We start from the raw sequence: 20,762 nt of genomic DNA, 5'->3' as shown, positions 1-20,762 counted from the left end.
CGCGTTCAACACGTTTTTTTTACAACCCCGCGCGATGATCGTTCCCCAAGAATGCTGAAACAGGGACATGGCAGGGAAGTTGCCGTCTGTTTCCTAAAAATTCAGCAATTACCAGTGTATAGAAGATGACCTGAAAGTGCCGCCGGCCATGAAACCAGAGACGCCTGCTATTCTGATCCTGGGGACCCGCGGCATACCCGCGGCCCATGGCGGCTTTGAGACCTTTGCCGAAAGACTGGCACTGTTTCTTGTCGCGCGAGGCTGGAAGGTCGCCGTCTATTGCCAGGACGAGGTCGAGCGGATCGACCAGCGGGTGCGCAGCGAAACCTGGCGCGGCATCGAGCTCATCCACATCCAGGTTGCCTCCAAAGGGCCGCGTGCGACCTTGGAATTCGACTGGCAATGCGTCCGCGACGCCGCCGGGCGGCAGGGCGTCTGTCTCGTGCTCGGCTACAACGGCGCAATGTTCCTGACCTGGCTCAGGCTGAAGCGGCGCAAGATCTTCACCAATATGGACGGCATCGAGTGGCGGCGCCCCAAATGGGGCATGGCGGCACGCGCCTGGTTCTGGCTCAACGAGTGGATCGGCGCTTGGGCCTCGCATCGGCTGGTGGCCGATCATCCCGCCATCGCCGATCACCTGGCGACGCGCCGGCCACGCAGTGCCATCGCCACCATCGCCTATGGCGCCGATCCGGTGACATCGGCACCGGAAGCGCCGGTCCGTGCGCTCGGCCTGGAGCCCGGGCGCTATCTGGTCTCGATCGCGCGCATCGAGCCAGACAACAACATACTGCCGATCGTCGGAGCCTTTTGCTCCGCCAAGCGCGACATGAAGCTGGTGGTGCTGGGAACGCTGTCCGACGACATCCCCTATCATGTCGCCATCCGCAAGGCGGCGAACGACTCGGTGGTTCTGCCGGGCGCCATTTACGACCAAGCGACCGTCAAGGCGCTGAGGTACCACGCACGCGCCTATCTGCACGGCCACACGGTAGGCGGCACCAACCCGTCGCTGGTCGAGGCGCTGGCTGCAGGCAACATGGTGATCGCGCACGACAATCCGTATAACAGGTGGACCGCGGGTGCCGCGGCAATCTACTTCACCGACAAGGACAGTTGCGCCGAACGGATGCAGCAGGCGCTGGACGATGACGATCTGGTCCGCAACTGCGGCAATGCAGCGAGGGCGCGCGCCCGCGAAGCCTTCCGCTGGGACGATGTCCTGACTGCTTATGAAAATGAAGCCTATCGGCTTCTCGGTGTCACGGCGCCAGACGCCATCGCGACCAATCGCGCATCAGCCGGCACCGCATGACAGGCTGGTCGCGCCGGCGGGTGCTGCGGACGGCGCTGTCCACGGCGGCCGCCCTTGGCTCGCTCCCGATCCTACCTACCGCTCGCGCCGCCGACGCGCCGCAGTTCCGGCGCGGCGTCAACGCCTGGCCGTGGTTCTCCCTGACGCGCGAATTTCCCGCACCGCGGACCGACTATGACTGGCCGCCCTTCCAGTCGCAGCGGCCGGTGCCGACCCCAGACGACCTTGGTCGGCTGCGCAGGACCGGGCTCGATTTCATCCGTTTGCCGGTCGATCCCGGTCCCTTCCTGGCCGCCGACACCGCCACGCGCGGTCAGTTGCTGGACATGCTGGACGCGGCCGTCACCGCCACGCTCGATGCCGATCTCGGCATCATCGTCAACGTCCAGGCCAATGGCGCCACCCATTACTGGAACCCCGACCGCATGATCTCCAGCACCGCGGCACCCGCCTTCGATCTCTATCGCGGGCTGGTGAGCGAGCTTGCCGCCAGGCTCGAGCGGTTCCAACCCGGCAGGATAGCGCTCGAGCCGGTCAACGAGCCGGCGCAGGCCTGCGCGTCGGACGTCTGGACGCAGATCCAGCTCGCGCTTCTGACCGCGGCAAGGGCTTCGGCAGCAACCCTGCCGTTGGTCGTCACCGGCGGTTGCGGCTCGATGGTGAGCGGACTGACCGCGCTCGATCCGGCGCCCCTGTCGCGGTTCGAGCCGATCCTGTTCACCTTCCACTTCTACGAGCCCTATCTGTTCAGCCATCAAGGCGCGCCGTGGATGCGCGAGCCCGTCTACCGGTCGCTCAACAATGTGCCATGGCCGGCATCCGCCGGCTCGATGGAACAGACGCTGGCGTCGGTCAGGGCGCGCATGGCGCAGGACACCGAAACCCCTGAAGACGCCAAGCAGGCCGCCTATGCCGAAACCGAGCGGGTACTGAAAGTCTATTTCGACGCCCGTCCCGACCGCTGGTTCGTCGACAAATATCTTGGCGAGGTTCGCGCCTGGGCCGACGGCCACGGTCTAGCGCCGGAACGCATCGTCATGGGCGAGTTCGGCGCGCTGCGCACCGACGCCCGCTATGTCGCCGCGCCCAATCCGGATCGCGCCCGCTACATCGCCGACGTCAGGCAGAGCGCCGAGGCGTTCGGTTTTGGCTGGGCGTTCTGGGATCTCTTCGACGGCATGGGGATGATGGACGACACCACGCGGGCGTTGGACCCGGCGATGATCGAGGCGCTTGGGCTGATTATGCCGGAATAGGGACACGCCATCCCGGCATCTGCCGTAGAGCGCTACGTTTGCGCCGACTGCGGCCTTCGTTGCACCACCGCCCGCGCCGGCCGGTAGAGCACCAGAGCCAGCACCACGAACTTGGTCAGCAGCGTCGTCTTCGAGGCGACGCTTTCCGAGGTGTTGATCAGGATGATCCAGCCCAGCATCGGCAGCCAGATGCCGGGATGGCAGCGCCGCGCCACCTCGAACAAGAACAGCACGAAGCCGAACGTCAGCAAAAGGGTGAAGAAGGCGCCCTGGTAGACGATCGTGCGGATGATCGGGTTCTCGATGCCCTGTTCGAGACCGTTGATGCGGCGCATGCTGTCGACCAGGTCGACATCCGGCCCAACGATCAGATCGCGCCATTCCAGATACTTGAAGAGCTCGAACATCTCGACGCGGGCATTGGCGCTGCCGCTGTCCGACACGAAGCGCTCCAGCAGCGCGTCGAAAAAGCCATAATATGCCGCCACGACGATGACGACCGGCAACAGCGCGGCAAGCATGAAGCCCAGTGCTGCACCCAGCAGGTTGACGCGGCCCCGGCGCAATTTGGTGATGCCCTGAAAAAGCAGATAGAAGCCGCCGAGCACGATCGTCGTCACCATAGCCGTGCGGCCGCCGAAGGCGACGAGTGCCGCGCATTGCAGGCCGATCAACCCTATCCGCACAGGCATAGACAGGGATCTGGCACCGGAGAGCAGCGCAAGCACGTAGATCGCTGTCACCATGGCATTGGCAAGCGGATGACCCTGCAGCGCGCTCGAGCGCAGATCGGTGGTAAACGCCACTCCGTCGAGGCGATAGGGGAAAAGCAGCGTCTTGGTCGCGAACTCGAAAAGGGCAAGCAACGCATTCGCCGTCATGACCACGTGAATGACGGTCTGCAGCCCGGCGAACGTCTGTTCGTCGTCCTCGCTGAGCATCAGCACCACAAGTGCCGCGGCCACGAACGTATCGATCATGCCGGCCATGCCGGGACGCTGCCTGGCGATGACGACGAACAGCAGCAGGATCGAGATGGCGGCCATCAGTGCGCTGGCCGGCCGCCTGTCGGCGACATGGACCACATAGCCGACCGGATTGCCTGATGTGCAGGAGCGCCAGGCAAGCAAGAGCACGATGAGATAGGTGGACGGGTGGATCTTGGTCGCCGGGTTGCCAAACAGGCCGTCGTAATTGTAGCCCACCAGCCACAGCATGCCGCCCGAGACGCCGAACAGCACCGCCACCGCTGCGATCAGCCCGAAGCGCGTCAGCGCATCGACTGATGTGCCGGTGCGTCGCGCGGCAGCACCATGGTTCGACGCGCTTCCGCTCCAACTGGTGGCCCAAGGGGTGGCCCAAGGGTTGGCCATGTCAGGCCGCCTCGTCGACCAGCAAGGCGGCCGTTGGCAACCGCCCCATGACGGAAACGGCCTGCGACGTCGCGGTAACGTCGCGCATCGGCGTGGCGTTCAGCGTGGCGACGAGCACGATCTCGTCGACCATGGCAACCAGCGGCGAGGCATTGAGATTGTCGGCCAGCGCGCCGCCGTCGATGACGACGAGCTCAAAGCTCCGGCTGGCGTGGGCCAGCATTTGCTGCGCGTAGTAGATGCCATGCGCTTCCTGGAAGGCCGCCTTTGAGCGGCCCCTGCCGAGCACCGCAACGTTGCTGCCGGCCGCGTAGTGACTGACGGCCTCGAACGCATACTCGCCGCGCAGCACGTCGAGGACCCCCGGCTGCGGATCCTTCTGGCCGCCGCTGCCATTGGCATCGATGAACAGCACGCGGCTGCCCCTGGATGCCGCGACATTGGCCAGCAATCGCGCCACCCGGCTGCGCTGCGCACCTTCGCCCGGCGACGATGTCACCAGGATGGACGGTACCAGCGGCCAGTCCGGCGGCCGCTGGCCCGAACTGAACATGCGTCTCAGCGCGAGACCGACGACGGCATCGGTCTTCTGGCTGGAGACGGCCGCACTCCCGCCGAACGGCCACCTGCGACGGCCTGACTTTGCCGGCACCACGCCCAGCACCGGCGCCTCGATGGCCGACTGCATCTGGGCGCTGGAAAGCACCGTCGGAGAGGCATATTCGGCGATCAGCGCCAGACCGGTGCCGAGCCCCAGGCCGCCGAAGATCGCGCCGAACAACAGCAGCGAGAAAGGCGGCCAGCTCTTCTTCAGGGCCGGGATGGCGTTGGAGATGATACGCGCATTTGTGCTGTCGACGTTGATTTGCTCGCGTGTCTCCTGCGCGCGCTGGAGATAGTTCGCATAGACGGACCGCACCGCCTCGAGATCGCGCTGCAGCTCGCGTAGCCGTACGGAGGCCTGATCGGTGTCCAGCGACTTGCTCTTCATACCGGCGACCTTGGCTTCCAGCGCCTGCTGGTTGGCCAGCGCCCGTTCGTAGTCGGTCTCCGTGGCGGTGGCGATGCGGCCGAGCTCGCGCGCAATAAGCTGGCGCGTGTCGCGCAGCTGCTGCTGGGCTGCGATCAGCGAGGGATGACGCGGCCCCAGTTCGGTGCCGAGCTGCGAGACCTGGTCGACCAACGTCGCCTCTTGCGCCCGCAGGCTCGAGATCACCGCCGAGCGCATCGCTTCCGAGGTTGCGTCCGCCGTACCGCTCTTGCGGCGCATCTGGTCGACCTGCGCCTTCAGTGCCGCCGTGCGGCTCTGCGCCGCCGAAAGCTGCGTGTTGATCTCGGTGAGCTCCTGGTCGCTGACCAGATTGCCTGCCGCCATCACCATATTGTTGGCCGACTTGTAGGCCTCGACGGCGTTTTCGGCTTGCTGGACGCGGTTGCGCTGCTCGTCCAGCCGCGCGGTGATGGACACGGAAGCGTCCTTGGCCATTTGCGCTCGCGCGCTGGCCTTATCGACCAGATAGGCCTGGGCGATGGCATTGGCCAGAAGGGCGGCCTTGTCGGCGCTCTTGGCGGTGACGATGACGTCGAGGACCAGCACCTTGTCTGCCCGCTTCACCGCCAGGCGTCGGCGTAGCGCGTCGAGCGTCTGCGCCGACCTGTCGCCTTCGGCCGATCCCGAACCGAGCAGGCCCGACAGCAAGCCCTGCCCGTTGAATTCGGGATCCTGCGTCAGGTTTGTCGCCGCGATCGCCCGCATCAGCACGCCTGTCGACTGGACCACGCTGACCTGGCTCTCGACCTGCGTGATGCCTCCGTCGGGTGAGATGCGGCTCGGATTGACGTCGTTGGTGACGACCTGCAGGTCCTGCGGATCGATGAGGATTTCCGCCGCCGAGCTATAAAGCGCTGGCGTGAGAAGGCCGTAGAGCAGAGCTACCAGCGTCAGTAGCGCGACGGTGCCGAAAATCCAGAACCGGCGGCGCACTAGGATGCGCTTCAGATCGCCCAGTTCGACGGTCGAAGCCGCATAAGATCCCGCGGACCGTCCCGCATCCGGAGAGCTTTGCTGAGGAACCATGGGCAGGGATGATTGCATGGCTGCCTCCGACAATACTCTATCAGTCCGCAAGCTCAGATTGCGGCGCTAAGCTAGCTATTCCTCCAACTGTTAAAAGATTGTTAATTATGTTGAGAAGTCATGTGAATTTTGGCACGCGGTTTGCTTAAAAATATACATACCTGGGTGTTGGCTACGCAGCGAGCGGAGATGTACTGGATGGGGCTACAGTTTGACCGGATTGGCAACCTTGTCGGGCCGCCAACATGCAGGTAAGCCTGCGCCTGGACGGCGACTGCGTCCGCGCCTTTCACATCGCACTGCTGGAACGCCTCGCAGCACTTGACGATGTCGAACTGTCGGTCGACGCCAAGCCCGCGGGCGGCGGCATCCCGCGCAGCGCCGCGGCGCTGTTTCAACTCGAAACGGCGATACACGGGCTGTCCCATGATGGGCTGGCGAAGCGTGTGCCGTTTTCAGCACTCGCTCCCTACCGGACGCAGGCGCCCGCTTCGCCCGACCTGGTTGTGGACCTCTGCGGCGATGTCGAATTGGAAGGCACGCGGGTCTGGCGTATCACCTATGATCGCGCCAGCGGCGAAGCGGCCTTGCTGGCCTTGATCCTCGCCGGCCGCACGCCGCTTGCCCGTATCGAGGAGAACGGCGTTGCAATTGCCGCCGGGCGCCTGGGAACCGAATATGGCGGCATCGCGCTCGCGTCCTTCCAGGACATGCTGGCGCGCACCGCCAGCCTGATCGTCGCTGCAATGACAGGCACGGCAAAATCCGTGCCTGATCTGCCCGAGCCGGCGCAACCCAATGCCCCGCCAATGCCCTCGCCCGGCAAGCTTGGCGTACGAGCCGGCAAGGCGCTGGCGCGGCGCATCGTCCAGAATATCTACCACCTTTGCTACAACGCGCCGCACTGGAAGGTCGGCTGGCGGCAAACCAACGGCCGCGATCTGTTCGACCTGCGCGCGCATCCGGCATCGGGCTGGCGAGAGCTGCCGGACGACGGCAGCCGCTTCTATGCCGACCCGTTCCCGATCCTCTACCAAGGCAAGCTGACCCTGTTCGTCGAGGACTATATCCACCGGCTGGGCCGGGCCATCATCTCCGCCGTGCCCTTCGGTCCGGCCGGCCCGATCGGGCACCCTGAACCGGTGCTCGACCTGCCCTATCACCTCTCCTACCCCTTCGTCTTCGAACGTGACGGCGAGGTCTGGATGGTCCCGGAAAGCTGCGCCAACGGCACGGTCGATCTTTACCGGGCCACCGCCTTTCCCGGCGGATGGGTCAAGGAGGCGACGCTTCTATCGGGTGTCGTCGCCAGTGACGCCACCCTGGTCGAGCATGGCGGCGCCTGGTGGATGTTCGCCACGGTCAGGGACGGCGGGGGCGCCTTCTCCGATGCGCTGCATCTATGGTCGGCGGCGGATTTTCGCGGTCCCTGGACGCCGCATCCGAACAATCCCGTGCTGATCGACATCGCCTCGGCGCGGCCGGCCGGCCGCATGGTCAAGCGCGGCAACGACCTGCTGCGCCCGGTTCAGGACTGCCGCAGGGGCTATGGCGCGGCTCTCGGCATCGCACGCGTTTCTCACCTTGATTTGATCGGCATGGAGCAGGTCGTTGAAACCATCTTAAATCCAGGTGCGCTATGGAGTGGGCGCAAACTTCACACACTCAACGAGGCGGGCGGGTTTGAATTCATCGATGGTTCGGCGATCGCACCGCGCTGGAAACGACGGGTCCGCGATTAACCTAAACATTGGTTACTACCAGACACGCGCTTCGGTTGCTTGAGGTTGATTCGGGTCCGGAAGATATCTTTCTAACGCATTGTAATCTGGAAGTTGCTACCAGAAAGGGCAGCGAAATGAGTACCGCAGAGGCTGGCCAAACCGAAGTCGAAGTGGCGATCGTTGGCGCCGGGCTGGCCGGCACCACTTTGGCAACCGTGCTGGGCAAGGCCGGGCGCAAGGTGGCGTTGATCGATCCGCACCGCGTCCATCACGACGAGTTCCGGGCCGAGAAAACCCGCTTGGTACAGATGCAACTATTCGACAAGATCGGCCTCGGTCCCGTCATCAGGCCCCTTGTCACTCCGACGACCGACATCCATGTCTTCCGGCTCGGACAGTTCTTCAATCGCAAGCAGGACTCGGAATTCGGGTTCTCCTACGGCCCGCTGGTAAACGGCCTGCGCGAGGCCCTGCCGCCTGAAGTGCCGCTCACTGTGGGCAAGGTAGCCGAGGTCTCGACTGGGCCGGACCGGCAGCGCCTCGTGCTCACCAACCGCACCGTCATCGACGCTAGGCTGCTGGTTGTGGCCACCGGCTACAGCGAAGCGGTGCGCCGCGCCATCGGGGTGGAGCGCGTTGAGAACTCGAAGGCGCATTCGCTGTCGATCGGATTCGATCTGGCGATCTCTCCGCAGGAATTCGGTTCTCGTTCCCTCACATTCTATCCCAGGCGCTTTGGGCATCGCATTGCCTATCTTTCCGTCTTCCGGATCGGCAACCGTATGCGGGCAAACATGTTTGTCTACCGGACCGTTGCCGAGGCGTGGACGCAAGCGTTTCGCGCGGACCCGCAACAAATGCTTCTGCAATTGATGCCGGAGATCGCTGCGCAATGCGGCAACTTCGCCGCCGCCAGCCCGGTCGAATTGAGACAGGTCAGCCTGACGACCACCAGTGGCCACCGCCGGAGTGGCGTCGTCTTCATAGGCGACGCGTTCTCCACGACATGCCCAGCGCAAGGTGACGGCATCTTCCGGGTGGCTACCGATGTCGACCGCCTGTCGACCCACATCCCCGCTTGGCTGGAAACGCCTGGCATGGGCGTCGACAAGATCTGTGCGTTCTACGACGATCCGATCAAGATAGCCGTCGACGCGACCGCCATGCGCACCAGCCTCTACGCCAAGGCAATCTCCACCGAGGCCGGATTGGAATGGCGTATCCGCCGGCTGCGCAACAACACTGCCCGCCGACTGATGATAGTTGGCCGCAAGATCAGACATTTTTCGCCGAAGCGAGCACTTGAGGCTATTCCGGAGGAGCCTAGATTGGACGTCCTGCCCCCCGCTCGACAACATCTAGAGCAGCAGTGAGCGCCAGGCTGAAACAGCTCGATTGCGTTCCCGGAGAGCCCCGCGTGACGCGCGTCCCACCATTTCGACGGCATGCAATAGCTCGACAGCATCCAGCGGTTAGTCAGCGCCAGGCGGTCTCATTCTTTTGTTCGTAGTCACTGAAGGCCTTTTTCAGGCCGCCGAGGACTTCTGCCGCGGTTTCGAACATCGCCTTGAATTTGGGCTCGTCGACCTTGCCGATGTCCTCGCGAAGGTGATCTATGGTGTCCTGCAGGCGTGCCTGCATCTTCTGGGTATGATGCAGTGGATCGCGGTCGGCTTCGCTGGCCATGACTCTCTCCTTCGTTCTGCTGACTCGAATTGCCACTTCAACGAACAAGACTGAAGTCCGTTCCCGACATCGAAACCCGATCGCGGGGCCTCGCTCAGATCGGTTTTGGCTGTGACAAGCTTGGCGAGCCAACGGATTCCCGCATCAAGACCTTGCAAGGTTCGAGCCGCGCGATCGGCGGCTCCTCCCCGCCCGCGATCCTGGCAAACAGCGCCTCCATGGCGTGGCCGGCGATCTCGCGCACCGGCTGCACCACGGCGGCGATAGCCGGCCATGTCACCTGCATCCATTCGGCGTCGTCGAAGCCGATCAGCGAAATGTCGTCGGGGCAGTGCCAGCCGCGGCGGCGAAATTCGGACAGCGCCACCAGCGTGCCCTTGAGGAACAGCGAATAGACCGCCGTCGGCCGTTCGCCTTTTGCAAAATAGTCGCGCAATTGCGCCCGCAGCGTTTCGACATCGGCTTCGGCAAGCACGACGTCGATGCGAACATCCGGCGCCAGTGCCCGTGCAGCGGCGCGAAAGCCCTCTAGGCGGGCGCGCCCCGTCGCCGCCTGTTCGCTCAGACCGACGACCAGGATGTGGCGATGGTTCTTGCCGATCAGCTCGCGCGCGACCTCGGCGCTAGCGGAAGCACTGTCGGCCGACACGGTGTCAAAGGCGTCGTCGGACAGCACGCGGTCGATCAGCACGCCGGTCATGCCGTTGGCCTTCATGAATGCGGCAGCCGGGCCATGTTCGTTGCGCACCGGCGCCAGCACCACGCCGGCCACCCGCCAGTCATGCATGCGGGCCAGGATCTCGGTTTCGCGCGCCTCGGATTCGCGGCTCGATGCCGCTACCAGCGTATAGCCGCGCTGCTCGGCGAAGCTCTCGAGCTGCGTGACCATCTGGCCGAAGAACTCGCTTTCGAACTCTGGCATGATCGCGCCAATGATGCGGCGCTTGGCCCGGCGCAGGTCGGAGGCAAGCGGATCGATGCGGTAGCCCAACAGCTCGACGGCGTCGATGACGCGCTGCGCATTCTCTGGCTTCACCGTGGTGACGCCGGCCATGACCTTGGAGACGGTGGCGGCCGACACGCCGGCGCGGCTTGCCACGTCGTGGATCGACGGACGCCGCTGCTGGGCCTGCCTACGCGCCATTGGTTCTTTTCCCGAGGCGGGGGCAAACGCATTTCTCGCCCGCTGCAATAGGAGTAAATCGATTTTTCATGGTTGTAAATCGTTTAATCCAAGGTAACAGTCCCCCGAGAGAGAGAGCGCGACGCAGATCATCGCCGGGAGGAATCGTCATGTCAAACAATACCTTGCCGCTGGTTATCAGCGCACCGGAACCACGAACGCTCGAACTCATCTTCACGCAGCCGCAACTCGCGCGCTTGAAGACGCGCTACCGCATCGTCGAGACGACGGCCGAAGGCGTCGCGAAGCTGCCAGCCGATGTGCTCGGCGAGGCCCGCTACATCATCGGCCAGCCGCCAATCTCGCCGAAGACGCTGGAACAGATGAAGGCGCTGCGCTGCGTCTTCAATGTCGAGACCAATTTGATCAACAACATGCCCTACGAGACGCTGTTCCAACGCGGTATCCATGTTGTCACCACTGGCCTTGTGTTCGCCGTGCCGGTGGCCGAGCTTGGCCTTGCCATGGCGCTCAACCTCGCCCGCAACATCGTCGATGCCGACCTAGCCTTCCGCCAGGGTCGGGAACTTTGGGGTGGCGACGGCAACCTGACGGCGCGGCTGTTGTCGGGCGCCGATGTCGGCATCATCGGATTCGGCGATCTCGGCCGCGCGCTGAACCGGCTGCTGTCGGGCTTCCGCACCCGCACCAAAGTCTTCGATCCCTGGCTGCCGCCCTCGATCCTGATCGACAATGGCGTCGAGCCGGCCTCGCTCGACGACGTGTTGTCGACCAGCGACTTCGTCTTCGTCGTGGCCTCGGTGACCAGCGAGAACCAGGGTTTTTTGGGCGCCCAGGCCTTTGCCAGCATGCGCAAGGGCGCCGCCTTCATCCTGCTCAGCCGCGCCGGCGTGGTGGATTTTCCGGCGCTGATAGCGGCGGTGAGGAGCGGCCATATCGTCGCCGCCAGCGACGTCTTCCCAGAAGAGCCGCTGGCGCTGGACCATCCGGTGCGCGCCCTGCCCGGCTTCCTGCGCTCGGCCCACCGCGCCGGCGCGCTCGACATCGCCTTCAAGCGTATGGGCGACATGGTGCTGGAGGACATGGACCTGATCGACCGCGGCCTACCGCCGCTGCGCTCCAAGCGCGCCGAGCGCGAGACGGTTTCGCGCATGCGCTCCAAGCCGGCCGACAGGAATTGAAAGGGATTCAGTCACTATCCGGTCGGGCGCGTTAGCGATCGGTACCCAACCCTCCTGAGAATACATCAAGCGTTTCTAATGACTCGCTAACCCATTGTCGAAAGCGTACAATGGTGTTGTCGCCAGCTACTAAACGGGCACTGGCGCTTGAGAGTGTCGATCGCGCTCCCGCCCCTGCGGGAGCTGCACATTGAACTACGAACTTCCAAAAACGACTGCCACCGGCCAGGCACTGGCTAGCGAGAGCTCCTCAAGATTCCGAAATGAACTGTTGCGGAGGATGACCGCCGAGGACCTTGCGCTGCTTGAGCCGAGTTTGCGCGGGGTAGTGCTGCCGCTGAGAATGTCCCTCGTGGTGCCCGACGTGCCTATTGAAGCCGTTTATTTCATCGAGCGTGGAATTGCGTCGGTTATCGCGCGCACGTCCACGGGATACGAGGCTGAGATCGGGTTCATCGGCCATGAGGGGATGGCTGGATATTCGCTGGTGATGGCCGACGACCGCACACCGCAGGCGTGCTTCGTGCAACTCGAAGGCGAAGCAATGCGCATCGACGCACGCAGCTTCAACGCGGCTTTAACGACCAGTCGCACGTTGCGACTGTTCCTGTTGCGGTACGTAAATTGCTTACAGATCCAGACCGGATGTACTGCGCTTGTCAACGCGCGGCTGAAGTTGACGGGTCGCCTGGCTCGGTGGTTGCTGATGTGCGATGACCGCGTGGTGGGAGGGCACTTTTCCATCACCCACGAATTCCTCGCCACGATGCTGGGCGTAAGACGGCCAGGCGTGACCATCGCCCTTCAAGAATTGGAAGGTCTTGCTCTGATCCGGTCGCGCCGAGGGGAGGTCGTCATACTGGACCGTCCTGGACTGATTGCGCTGGCAAATGGCGGATATGGCGAGCCGGAAGCTGAATATATCAGGCTTTTGGGAGGTTCGGAGGATTGAGGATCGAGACAGAGCCTGTTGCCCTTGATCGCGCAATGATATTTTTTTCTTACTAAGCGACTTGTCGCTGGAACGTTTCCTCTCGGCCCGCATTTTGAGTGCCACCGAAGGAGGAGAACTTCCTTGACCCGACTGCCTCAGGACAAGGACCGGATTGAACGTGCAACCCGCGAGGCGCAATCGATCATCGCCATCGAGCGCCAGGCGCGTCAGGCAAAGACAGCCCGGCTGCGAGAACTGCGGCTTTCGTCGCAGGCCTTGACGGGGCGGCAAAGCGCAAGCCCGGCATCCGAAAAGCGACAAGCAAAGCTATCGACGTGAGGTGAGCTTGTGCTCGACGCTGTTTCGAACACGCTGCCCTTTGCAAAGATCGCGGTGTCGTAAGGCTCGCTTTCAAATCCGGGCGTCGCGGACGTGACCCCTGTTCACTGGCGCGGGTTATTGGCGTGTTCGCCTGAAACTGTCGAGCAATTCGGTTTCAATCCTGCAGCCATTCTCGAAAAGAACAAACACCGTGGCTGCCAGCTCCTGCACGTCCGGCTCCAGCGACATCCGGTCAAGTTTGCGTTCGAAGCAGACCTGATCGAAGACGCGTTGGCACAGCTGCAGATCGTTAGGATGAAAGCAGGAATGGCGCTTGTTAAGGCTCGACATAAGAACCCCGCTCCGGGCAGCACCCCACCGCCAGACGTTGTGGGTCAAAAAGTTAATTTGGCTGCGGGGAGAGTCAATATTGGCGTGATCACTGTATGGATCGTACAATTCTCCCGCGGAAGACTGTGTCGTAGACCGACTTTCTGAGGGTTCGCTGGGCCGGGTGCAGCGGGCGCTTTTGTCGTTAGCCGACGATTTTTATCGGCCTGCCCGTGATCCGCGCCGTCCGCCAATATGTCGGTTTCGTACCAAGCGGCGCTTGGTACGTTTCCGACACTAACGTTTGGGTCGATCTTTTCGTATGCGAGCGGCGTTAGGGGGCGTCGTGCACCGAATTCGTAGCCTTTTTTGTCCAGAGCCCGTATGCGATCGTCCGCACGTTTTTACAGGCGCGGAAGGTTGCGAGATCGGATGGCTCTTGCCCTGCATTGGGCTGCGCCATGACTAATTCCGATAGGCCGGACCTCGGCAAGAACCAGCAATACCGAAATGAGCTGTTGAGGCGGATGAGCGCGGATGACCTTGCGCTGCTCCAGCCGCATATGCAGCGCTGCGATTTGCCTTTGCGCAAGATGCTGGCGACTCCCAACGTCCCGATCGAAGCCGTCTACTTCATCGAACAGGGCATTGGCTCGGTGGTCGCCAGGACGACGAGCGGCCAGGAGGCCGAAGTGGGCTTCATCGGCTTCGAAGGCATGACGGGCACTTCACTGGTGATGGGCGACGACCGCTCCGCGCATGCCTGCTTCGTGCAGCTCGAAGGAGAAGCGATCCGCATCGAAGCCGGCCCTTTCAATGCAGCATTGACGGCAAGCGCGACCTTGCGCATGTTCCTGCTGCGCTTCGTCAACACGCTCCAGACCCAGACCGGCTGCACCGCGCTCGTCAATGCACGGCTGAAGCTGGAGGAGCGGCTGGCGCGGTGGCTGCTCATGTGCGACGACCGGGTTCGCGGCGAACACCTTGTTATCACGCACGAATTCCTGGCCATCATGCTTGGTGTCAGGCGGCCAGGCGTAACCGTCGCCCTCCAGCTGCTCGAAGGTCGCGCGCTGATCCGGGCGCGCCGGGGCGAGATCATCATTCGCGACCGCGCCGGGCTGATCGAGCTCGCCAATGGCAGTTACGGCGACCCCGAGGCCGAATATGTCAGGCTGATCGGCGAGACCGGCGCAGCTTGACTTATCAAGCTTCGTTGTCGGGCTTTGGGGCCCGCAGCCTCTCGACAGGCGCCGCGCCACTGCCAGCGTTTGCAATCAGCCAGGACGCAGCGTTTTGCGTGCGATCTGCCAGGCGGATTCGACGTGCCGCCGGGCCGCAGCCTCCGCCTCGTCCGGCTTGCGCGATCGGATGGCATCCATGATTTCGGTCATTTCAGAGATCGCCGGCTCGCGGCGGTTCTCCGACGCGATGGTCATCGAGCGCAACTGGTTGATGCGGACATTCAGTCCTGTCACGATTTCCCAGGCAATCTGCTTGTCGGCCGCCCCGAACAGCGTCTCATAGAACTTTGTCGTCGCTCGCATCACCTCGACCGGCGCGCGTGACGCCCAGGCGTCGAGCAGGTTCGTTAGGGCGGCATCGAGCGAGGCGATCTGCGCGTCGGTGGCCGACAAGGCGCAGGTCCGTGCCGCGATCCCCTCCAGCAGCGCCCGCAGCTCATAGATTTCATCGGTGCGGTCGAGATCCGGCTTGGCGACGGCCGGCCCATGGCCTGGTATCATCTGCACCAGCCCTTCCGCCTCCAGTTGCCGCAGAACCTCGCGCACCACCGAACGGCTCACCCCGAGTTGGTCGCAAAGCGGCCGCTCGACCAGCCTTTCACCAGGCTGGAAATGGAAGCCCATGATCGCCTCGCGCATGCGCTCCAGCGCCAGGGTCCTCAGCGTCTTGGCAGAGCGGTCGATCCGCAGCGTATCGTCTGACATTTTTTCTCCGCTTCGCTTGCGCCGTCACAAAACAGATTCCGTAGCCGGTTGACAAGGTTCTTGGCGCTCGATAGCATGGTATACCATAAGATGACACAGTGACGATGGCGCCGGGATGGGCGCCATCGCGACCGAGGACTTCATGAAACCGGCCATTCGAAAGACCGTCACCTACGTCGAGAACACCCTGATCGAGGGCGGCAGGGCCGCACCCCAGCCGTTGCGGCTGATCGGCGTCGCCGCGGTGCTGACGAACCCTTGGGCCGGCCGCGGCTTCACCGAGGACCTTTCGCCGGAGATCCGCGCCATCGCTCCCGTACTCGGCGAACTGTTGACGCGCGAGATCATTGCTGTCGCCGGTTCGGGCGAGGCGATCGAAGGCTACGGCAAGGCCGCCATCTGCGGCACGTCGGGCGAGATCGAGCATGCATCGGCGCTGATCCATACGCTGCATTTCGGCAATCACTACCGTCGCGCGGTTGGCGCCAAGACCTATCTCGCCTTCACCAATCTGCGCGGTGGGCCGAACACGCCGATCATGATCCCGCTGATGGACAAGAACGACGAGGGCCGCCGCTCGCACTATCTGACCGTTCATTTCCAGGTCGGCGACGCCCCCGCCCCTGACGAACTGGTGGTGGCGCTTGGCGCTTCGATCGGCGGCTGCCCGCATCACCGTATCGGCGACCGCTATCAGGACCTCAAGGAGGTCGGGGACCTGCATGGCTGACATCGCCGCCCCAGCTTGGGTCACGGACACGGCGCCCGATGGAACCGGCTTCATCCGCGCCGGCTCCGGCGCGCCGGTCCTGCTCATTCACGGCGTCGGCATGAATGCGACGATCTGGCACGATCAGATCACGTCGATGAAAGACCACCACGATCTCATTGCCATCGACATGCTCGGCCATGGCAGCTCGCCGCTGCCGCCGGAAAACGCCACCCTGTCGGATTTCGCCGATCAGGCGCTGCGGCTGCTCGACCATCTCCGTCTCGCCTCGGTGTCGATCGTCGGCCATTCGATGGGCGCGCTGATCGCCCTCGAAATCGCCCTTCGCGCGCCGTCGCGCGTGCGCTCCATCGTTTGCCTCAACGCGGTCTTCCGCCGCCCCGGCGCCCTGGCACAGGCCGTACGCGAGCGAGCGGCAGCGCTGAGCTCACAGGGCGATGCTTCCGCCATTGCGGCAACGCTGGCCCGCTGGTTCGGTGATCCGCTGCCGGAGAGCCTGGCGAGTGCCGCGGCGACAGCTCGCGCGGCTCTCGAAGGCGTCAACCCGGAAGGCTACGCGCGCACCTATCGCCTTTTTGCCCATGCCGATGCCGAGCATGCCGATACTCTGGCCGGGCTGGCCGTACCGGCCCTGTTCATGACCGGGTCTGACGACAGCAATTCGACCCCCGTCATGTCGGCGGCGATGGCAAGGCTCGCGCCGCACGGCCAATGCCTGGTGCTCAGCGGAGAAAGGCACATGATGGCAATGGCTTCCCCCGAAAAAGTGACCAAACACATCAGCACCTTTCTCGACCTCGAAGCCGCGGCACCGCATGCCGCTCCCGCCTTCGACAGCGGCGAATTCCGGCGCGCTCTCGGCTCCTTCCTGACCGGCGTCACCATCGTAACCACGGTTAGTGCGGAAGGCGAGCCGCGCGGCTTCACCGCCAACTCCTTCACCTCGGTCTCGCTCGAACCGCCGCTGGTGCTTGTCTGCATCGCCAAGAAGGCGCTCGGACACAGCGCCTTCTCGACATCGAAAGGCTTCGCCATCAACATCCTGTCCGAGAGCCAGAAAGCGCATTCCGGCATCTTTGCCTCCAAGGCCGCGGACAAGTTCGCGGCCGTTGCCTGGCAACCGGGCCAGACCGGCAATCCGCTGATCGACGGTTCCGTCGCGGTCTTCGATTGTGCCATGCAGCAGTTGGTCGACGCCGGCGATCACTCGATCCTGATCGGCCGCGTTCGCGATTTCAATCATAACGGCGCGCAGCCGCTTGGCTATTGCCGGGGCACCTATGTGACGCCCGGCCTCAGCCAGGAGGCGCTGGCGGCAGCGCCGCCAGATACGGAAGTGGGCGTCATTCTCGAGAACGACGGCCGCGTGCTGGTCTTCGAAACCTCCGATGGGTTTCATGAACTGCCGGCCGGGCGCGGACTGGGGACACCGAGAGATGCCCGCAGCCTCAAGGGGCGCCTTGCCGCCAGCGGCATCGATGCGCAGCTCGGCTTCCTGTTCGCGGTGTGGGACGATGCCGCCGACCCCTCGCGCACGCATGTCTATTATCGCAGTACGGTCGAGGCCCCCGCCTCAGGCGATCGGCAGGCCCGTCTTGTCGACATCAACCAAATCGCCGATCTCAGGATTGCCGATCCGGCGGTGCGCTCGATGCTTTTGCGCTATGTTCGCGAACGCACGGAGGATGCATTCGGCGTCTATGTCGGCAACGAGGTCGAAGGCGAAGTCCGGCCGCTCGCGAAGCCCTTGCCAGTTCTTCTTTCCGGTCAAGGGTGACGCTGATGAAATTCTCGCTTTTCGTCCATATGGAGCGATCGGATCTGGCCAAGCCGCATTCCGAGCTTGTCAGTGAGTTGGAAGAATTGGTTGTGCAGGCCGAAGAAGCCGGCTTCGAGACTGCCTGGATCGGCGAGCATCACGGGATGGAATTCACCATCTCGCCGAACCCGTTCATCAACATTGCCTGGCTCGCCGCCAAGACGAGGCGCATCCGGCTGGGGACCGGAACGATCGTCGCGCCATTCTGGCACCCGATCAAACTTGCCGGCGAAGCGGCGATGGCCGATGTGATCTCTGGCGGCCGCCTCGACATCGGCATCGCGCGCGGCGCCTACGCTTACGAATACCAACGGCTTTTTCCCGGCCTCGATGCCTGGGGCGCGGGCCAGCGCATGCGCGAGATGGTGCCGGCGATCCGCGGCCTGTGGGATGGCGATTTCGAACTCTCCGGCGAGTTCTGGTCGTTCCCGTCGACCACCTCGTCGCCCAAGCCGTTGCAAAACCCCTATCCGCCGATCTGGGTGGCCGCGCGCGATCCGAACTCGCACGACTTCGCGGTCGTCAGCAAATGCAATGTGCAGGTGACGCCGCTGGCCTCCGGCGATGGCGAAGTGGCTAGCCTGATGGAGCGCTTCAACGCCGCCTGTGCAGCCCATCCCGACATAACGCGGCCGGAAATCATGCTGCTGATGCATACATTCGTCGCGGAGGACGCGGCCGACGCCGACCGCCTCGCGCAGGATTTGTCGCAGTTCTACTGCCAGTTCGGCGCCTGGTTCCAGAACAAGAAACCGGTGCACCAGGGCATGTTGGAGCCGCTGGCCGACGACGAGATCGCGGCCATGCCGCAATATGCGCCGGACAAGATCAGGCAGAACCTCGTCATCGGCGAAGCCGACGAGGTGATCGCCAGACTGAAGGCCTACGAGGCGCTCGGCTACGATCAGTATTCGATCTGGATCGACAGCGGCCTTTCCCATACGCGCAAGAAGAAAGCGCTGCAGCTCTTCATCGACAGGGTGATGCCGGCCTTTTCCGGACCGAAGGCGGGATTGCGATGAGGACCGCTCAATTCAGGAACTACATTGACGGCAGCTTTGACGAGGCGGCCGCGACCTTCGACAGCATCGACCCGTCGACCGGCACGGCATGGGCAAGAATGCCCGCCGCATCGTCTGATGATGTCGACCGCGCCGCCAATGCCGCTCATCGAGCGCTGCGCTCCGGCGCGTGGGCAGCGATGACGGCGACCGCGCGTGGCAAGCTCCTGGTGCGGCTCGGCGATCTCGTCGTCGCCAATGCCGATCGGCTGGCGGAACTCGAGACGCGCGACACCGGCAAGATCATCCGCGAGACCCGCGCCCAGATCGCCTATGTCGGCGACTATTATCGTTACTATGGCGGGCTGGCCGACAAGCACGAAGGCTCGTTCGTCCCGATCGACAAAGCGGATATGGAGGTGACGATCCGGCCCGAGCCGATCGGCGTCGTCGCGGCCGTCGTGCCCTGGAATTCGCAACTCTTCCTGTCCGCCGTCAAGCTCGGACCGGCGCTTGCCGCCGGCTGCACCGTCGTCCTCAAGGCGTCCGAGGACGGCCCCGCCCCGCTGCTCGCCTTTGCCGAGCTCGTCCATGAGGCCGGCTTTCCCGCGGGCAGCGTCAACATCCTGACCGGCTTCGGCCATGATTGCGGTCACCGCCTGACCAGCCATCCGCTCGTCGCCCGTGTCGCCTTCACCGGTGGTCCGGCAACGGCCCGACAGATCGTCAGGAACACGGCGGAAAATCTCGCCTTCACGACGCTTGAGCTTGGCGGCAAAAGCCCGGTCGTGGTGTTCGCCGATGCCGATCTGGACAGCGCCGCCAACGCTGTTGTCGCCGGCATTTTCGCCGCCACCGGCCAGAGCTGCGTCGCCGGCTCGCGCTTGCTGGTCGAGCGTTCGGTGAAGGATGAATTCCTCGCCCGGCTCAGGCACAAGGCAGAAGCGATCCGGATCGGCGATCCGCAGGACCCCGAGACCGAAATGGGGCCGCTGGCCACCTCGCGGCAGCGCGACTGGATCGAGAAGATCGTTGCGGCAAGCCTTGCCGGAGGTGGGCGGCTGGTCACCGGCGGCGAACGGCCCGCCGGCCACGACGGCGGCCTCTATTACGCACCGACGATCATCGATGCCAATGACAATACCGGCCTGCCCTGCGTGCGCGAGGAGCTGTTCGGCCCCGTGCTCAGCGTACTCGCCTTCGATACGGAAGTCGAAGCTCTGGCGCTTGCCAACGACACGCCGTTCGGCCTGGCGTCCGGCGTCTTCACCACCAATCTCGCGAAAGCCCACCGCATGGCGCGCGGCATCCATGCCGGCGTGGTCTGGGTCAACACCTACCGGGCCGTCTCGCCGCTGGTCCCGTTCGGCGGCTATGGCCAGTCAGGGCTCGGCCGCGAGGGTGGCATGGACGCGATCCGCGACTACACGCGTTCGAAGTCGGTGTGGATACGCACCTCGGACGACCCGATTCCCGATCCTTTCGTCATGCGGTAGCCGCCACTGGCCGGGGAAACGCGATCAAGGCGAAAACGTCGGTCGCAAACAGAAAACAACCAAAACAAACAGAGGAGAACGACATGAAACTGATCATCACCGGCATTCTGGCCGGATTTCTGGCAACGACAGTTCTGGCAACGACGGCCGCACAGGCCGAGGACATGGTGTTCACGTCCTGGGGCGGGACGACCCAGGAAGCGCAGACCAAAACCTGGGCCGAACCGTTCGCGGCCGCATCCGGCATCAAAGTCATGCAGGACGGCCCGACCGACTACGGCAAGCTGAAGGCCATGGTCGACGCCGGCAGCGTCAACTGGGATGTCGTCGACGTCGAAATGGATTTCGCCATCAAGGCGGCCAAGGACGGCCTGCTGGAGCCGATCGATTTCGCCGCTGTGCCGAAGGCCGATCTCGATCCGC

The 20,762-nt window shown here is 63.8% G+C and carries 18 protein-coding genes and 1 pseudogene; 13 read left to right on the top strand and 6 right to left on the bottom strand.

Features of this window, described 5'->3' with window-relative positions; translation table 11 throughout:
• Positions 1–148 precede the first annotated feature (148 nt).
• The gene (locus tag NKH57_RS27835; protein ID WP_352833604.1) at positions 149–1,318 is read left to right on the top strand and encodes a DUF1972 domain-containing protein; all 1,170 of its coding nucleotides are present in this window, start codon (positions 149–151) and stop codon (positions 1,316–1,318) included.
• Positions 1,315–2,574 (top strand): glycoside hydrolase family 5 protein, encoded by a 1,260-nt coding sequence (locus NKH57_RS27830; RefSeq protein ID WP_352949202.1) that lies wholly within the window; start codon positions 1,315–1,317, stop codon positions 2,572–2,574. The genes NKH57_RS27835 and NKH57_RS27830 overlap by 4 nt, the downstream gene beginning before the upstream one ends.
• 32 nt (positions 2,575–2,606) lie before the next feature.
• Here the strand turns inward: NKH57_RS27830 and NKH57_RS27825 are convergent, their stop codons facing one another.
• The gene (locus NKH57_RS27825) at positions 2,607–3,947 is read right to left on the bottom strand and encodes a VpsF family polysaccharide biosynthesis protein (protein ID WP_352949199.1); all 1,341 of its coding nucleotides are present in this window, start codon (positions 3,945–3,947) and stop codon (positions 2,607–2,609) included.
• A 1-nt stretch (position 3,948) separates the two neighbouring features.
• Complete coding sequence (locus NKH57_RS27820) at positions 3,949–6,042, bottom strand: GumC family protein (protein ID WP_352949197.1); 2,094 nt, start codon at positions 6,040–6,042, stop codon at positions 3,949–3,951.
• 227 nt (positions 6,043–6,269) lie between these two features.
• Here NKH57_RS27820 and NKH57_RS27815 point away from each other — a divergent pair, with 227 nt between their 5' ends.
• Positions 6,270–7,766, top strand: a complete 1,497-nt coding sequence (locus NKH57_RS27815; RefSeq protein ID WP_352949194.1) for a glucosamine inositolphosphorylceramide transferase family protein — start codon at positions 6,270–6,272, stop codon at positions 7,764–7,766.
• Between the two features lie 116 nt (positions 7,767–7,882).
• Positions 7,883–9,121 carry an FAD-dependent oxidoreductase gene (locus tag NKH57_RS27810; protein ID WP_352949191.1) on the top strand — a complete coding sequence of 413 codons (1,239 nt, stop codon included), beginning with the start codon at positions 7,883–7,885 and terminating at the stop codon, positions 9,119–9,121.
• A 103-nt stretch (positions 9,122–9,224) separates the two neighbouring features.
• Here the strand turns inward: NKH57_RS27810 and NKH57_RS27805 are convergent, their stop codons facing one another.
• Together NKH57_RS27805 and NKH57_RS27800 are read right to left on the bottom strand one after the other, a co-directional pair.
• Positions 9,225–9,434, bottom strand: coding sequence for a hypothetical protein (locus NKH57_RS27805; RefSeq protein ID WP_352949188.1), 210 nt, complete (start codon positions 9,432–9,434; stop codon positions 9,225–9,227).
• A 94-nt stretch (positions 9,435–9,528) separates the two neighbouring features.
• Positions 9,529–10,578, bottom strand: coding sequence for a LacI family DNA-binding transcriptional regulator (locus NKH57_RS27800; protein ID WP_352949185.1), 1,050 nt, complete (start codon positions 10,576–10,578; stop codon positions 9,529–9,531).
• Positions 10,579–10,727: 149 nt separating this feature from the next.
• Between NKH57_RS27800 and NKH57_RS27795 the strand changes: the two genes are divergently transcribed.
• The 3 genes from NKH57_RS27795 (at position 10,728) to NKH57_RS27785 (ending at position 13,032) form a co-directional block, all read left to right on the top strand.
• Positions 10,728–11,759: a hydroxyacid dehydrogenase gene (locus NKH57_RS27795; protein ID WP_352949182.1), complete on the top strand. Its 1,032-nt coding sequence runs from the start codon at positions 10,728–10,730 to the stop codon at positions 11,757–11,759.
• A 232-nt stretch (positions 11,760–11,991) separates the two neighbouring features.
• Entirely contained in the window at positions 11,992–12,711 is a 720-nt protein-coding gene (locus NKH57_RS27790; RefSeq protein ID WP_352949222.1) for a Crp/Fnr family transcriptional regulator, read from the top strand.
• A 123-nt stretch (positions 12,712–12,834) separates the two neighbouring features.
• Positions 12,835–13,032: a hypothetical protein gene (locus NKH57_RS27785; protein ID WP_352833628.1), complete on the top strand. Its 198-nt coding sequence runs from the start codon at positions 12,835–12,837 to the stop codon at positions 13,030–13,032.
• Between the two features lie 117 nt (positions 13,033–13,149).
• Here the strand turns inward: NKH57_RS27785 and NKH57_RS27780 are convergent, their stop codons facing one another.
• A complete protein-coding gene (locus tag NKH57_RS27780) occupies positions 13,150–13,473 on the bottom strand; it encodes a hypothetical protein (RefSeq protein WP_352949179.1) in 324 nt (107 codons plus the stop codon).
• Between the two features lie 332 nt (positions 13,474–13,805).
• Between NKH57_RS27780 and NKH57_RS27775 the strand changes: the two genes are divergently transcribed.
• Positions 13,806–14,546, top strand: coding sequence for a Crp/Fnr family transcriptional regulator (locus NKH57_RS27775; protein WP_023760072.1), 741 nt, complete (start codon positions 13,806–13,808; stop codon positions 14,544–14,546).
• 75 nt (positions 14,547–14,621) lie between these two features.
• Here NKH57_RS27775 and NKH57_RS27770 read toward each other — a convergent pair whose 3' ends face one another.
• A complete protein-coding gene (locus NKH57_RS27770) occupies positions 14,622–15,293 on the bottom strand; it encodes a GntR family transcriptional regulator (RefSeq protein WP_352949176.1) in 672 nt (223 codons plus the stop codon).
• A 142-nt stretch (positions 15,294–15,435) separates the two neighbouring features.
• On the opposite strand from NKH57_RS27770, the gene NKH57_RS27765 reads away from it, so the two are divergent.
• From NKH57_RS27765 to NKH57_RS27745, 5 genes and pseudogenes are all read left to right on the top strand, one after another.
• Positions 15,436–16,023 (top strand): amino acid synthesis family protein, encoded by a 588-nt coding sequence (locus tag NKH57_RS27765; RefSeq protein ID WP_352949220.1) that lies wholly within the window; start codon positions 15,436–15,438, stop codon positions 16,021–16,023.
• On the top strand, positions 16,016–17,800 hold the full coding sequence (locus tag NKH57_RS27760) for an alpha/beta fold hydrolase (RefSeq protein ID WP_352949174.1): 1,785 nt from the start codon (positions 16,016–16,018) through the stop codon (positions 17,798–17,800). The genes NKH57_RS27765 and NKH57_RS27760 overlap by 8 nt, the downstream gene beginning before the upstream one ends.
• A gap of 5 nt (positions 17,801–17,805) precedes the next feature.
• Complete coding sequence (locus tag NKH57_RS27755; protein ID WP_352949171.1) at positions 17,806–18,864, top strand: LLM class flavin-dependent oxidoreductase; 1,059 nt, start codon at positions 17,806–17,808, stop codon at positions 18,862–18,864.
• A complete protein-coding gene (locus NKH57_RS27750) occupies positions 18,861–20,339 on the top strand; it encodes an aldehyde dehydrogenase (RefSeq protein ID WP_352949169.1) in 1,479 nt (492 codons plus the stop codon). The genes NKH57_RS27755 and NKH57_RS27750 overlap by 4 nt, the downstream gene beginning before the upstream one ends.
• 83 nt (positions 20,340–20,422) lie before the next feature.
• Positions 20,423–20,762: pseudogene (locus tag NKH57_RS27745) on the top strand (ABC transporter substrate-binding protein); the annotation flags it as partial.

This window comes from Mesorhizobium sp. M1050, assembly GCF_040318715.1.
In the GTDB taxonomy this organism is placed as follows: domain Bacteria; phylum Pseudomonadota; class Alphaproteobacteria; order Rhizobiales; family Rhizobiaceae; genus Mesorhizobium.
This window is presented reverse-complemented; position numbering and strand designations above follow the sequence as displayed.

What these genes read in the sequence shown, in the direction of transcription:
- NKH57_RS27835 (WP_352833604.1), top strand. Translation starts at nt 149, where the DNA reads ATGAAACCAGAGACGCCTGCTATTCTGATCCTGGGGACCCGCGGCATA.
- NKH57_RS27830 (WP_352949202.1), top strand. Translation starts at nt 1,315, where the DNA reads ATGACAGGCTGGTCGCGCCGGCGGGTGCTGCGGACGGCGCTGTCCACG.
- NKH57_RS27825 (WP_352949199.1), bottom strand. Translation starts at nt 3,947, where the DNA reads ATGGCCAACCCTTGGGCCACCCCTTGGGCCACCAGTTGGAGCGGAAGC.
- NKH57_RS27820 (WP_352949197.1), bottom strand. Translation starts at nt 6,042, where the DNA reads ATGCAATCATCCCTGCCCATGGTTCCTCAGCAAAGCTCTCCGGATGCG.
- NKH57_RS27815 (WP_352949194.1), top strand. Translation starts at nt 6,270, where the DNA reads ATGCAGGTAAGCCTGCGCCTGGACGGCGACTGCGTCCGCGCCTTTCAC.
- NKH57_RS27810 (WP_352949191.1), top strand. Translation starts at nt 7,883, where the DNA reads ATGAGTACCGCAGAGGCTGGCCAAACCGAAGTCGAAGTGGCGATCGTT.
- NKH57_RS27805 (WP_352949188.1), bottom strand. Translation starts at nt 9,434, where the DNA reads ATGGCCAGCGAAGCCGACCGCGATCCACTGCATCATACCCAGAAGATG.
- NKH57_RS27800 (WP_352949185.1), bottom strand. Translation starts at nt 10,578, where the DNA reads ATGGCGCGTAGGCAGGCCCAGCAGCGGCGTCCGTCGATCCACGACGTG.
- NKH57_RS27795 (WP_352949182.1), top strand. Translation starts at nt 10,728, where the DNA reads ATGTCAAACAATACCTTGCCGCTGGTTATCAGCGCACCGGAACCACGA.
- NKH57_RS27775 (WP_023760072.1), top strand. Translation starts at nt 13,806, where the DNA reads ATGACTAATTCCGATAGGCCGGACCTCGGCAAGAACCAGCAATACCGA.
- NKH57_RS27770 (WP_352949176.1), bottom strand. Translation starts at nt 15,293, where the DNA reads ATGTCAGACGATACGCTGCGGATCGACCGCTCTGCCAAGACGCTGAGG.
- NKH57_RS27765 (WP_352949220.1), top strand. Translation starts at nt 15,436, where the DNA reads ATGAAACCGGCCATTCGAAAGACCGTCACCTACGTCGAGAACACCCTG.
- NKH57_RS27760 (WP_352949174.1), top strand. Translation starts at nt 16,016, where the DNA reads ATGGCTGACATCGCCGCCCCAGCTTGGGTCACGGACACGGCGCCCGAT.
- NKH57_RS27755 (WP_352949171.1), top strand. Translation starts at nt 17,806, where the DNA reads ATGAAATTCTCGCTTTTCGTCCATATGGAGCGATCGGATCTGGCCAAG.
- NKH57_RS27750 (WP_352949169.1), top strand. Translation starts at nt 18,861, where the DNA reads ATGAGGACCGCTCAATTCAGGAACTACATTGACGGCAGCTTTGACGAG.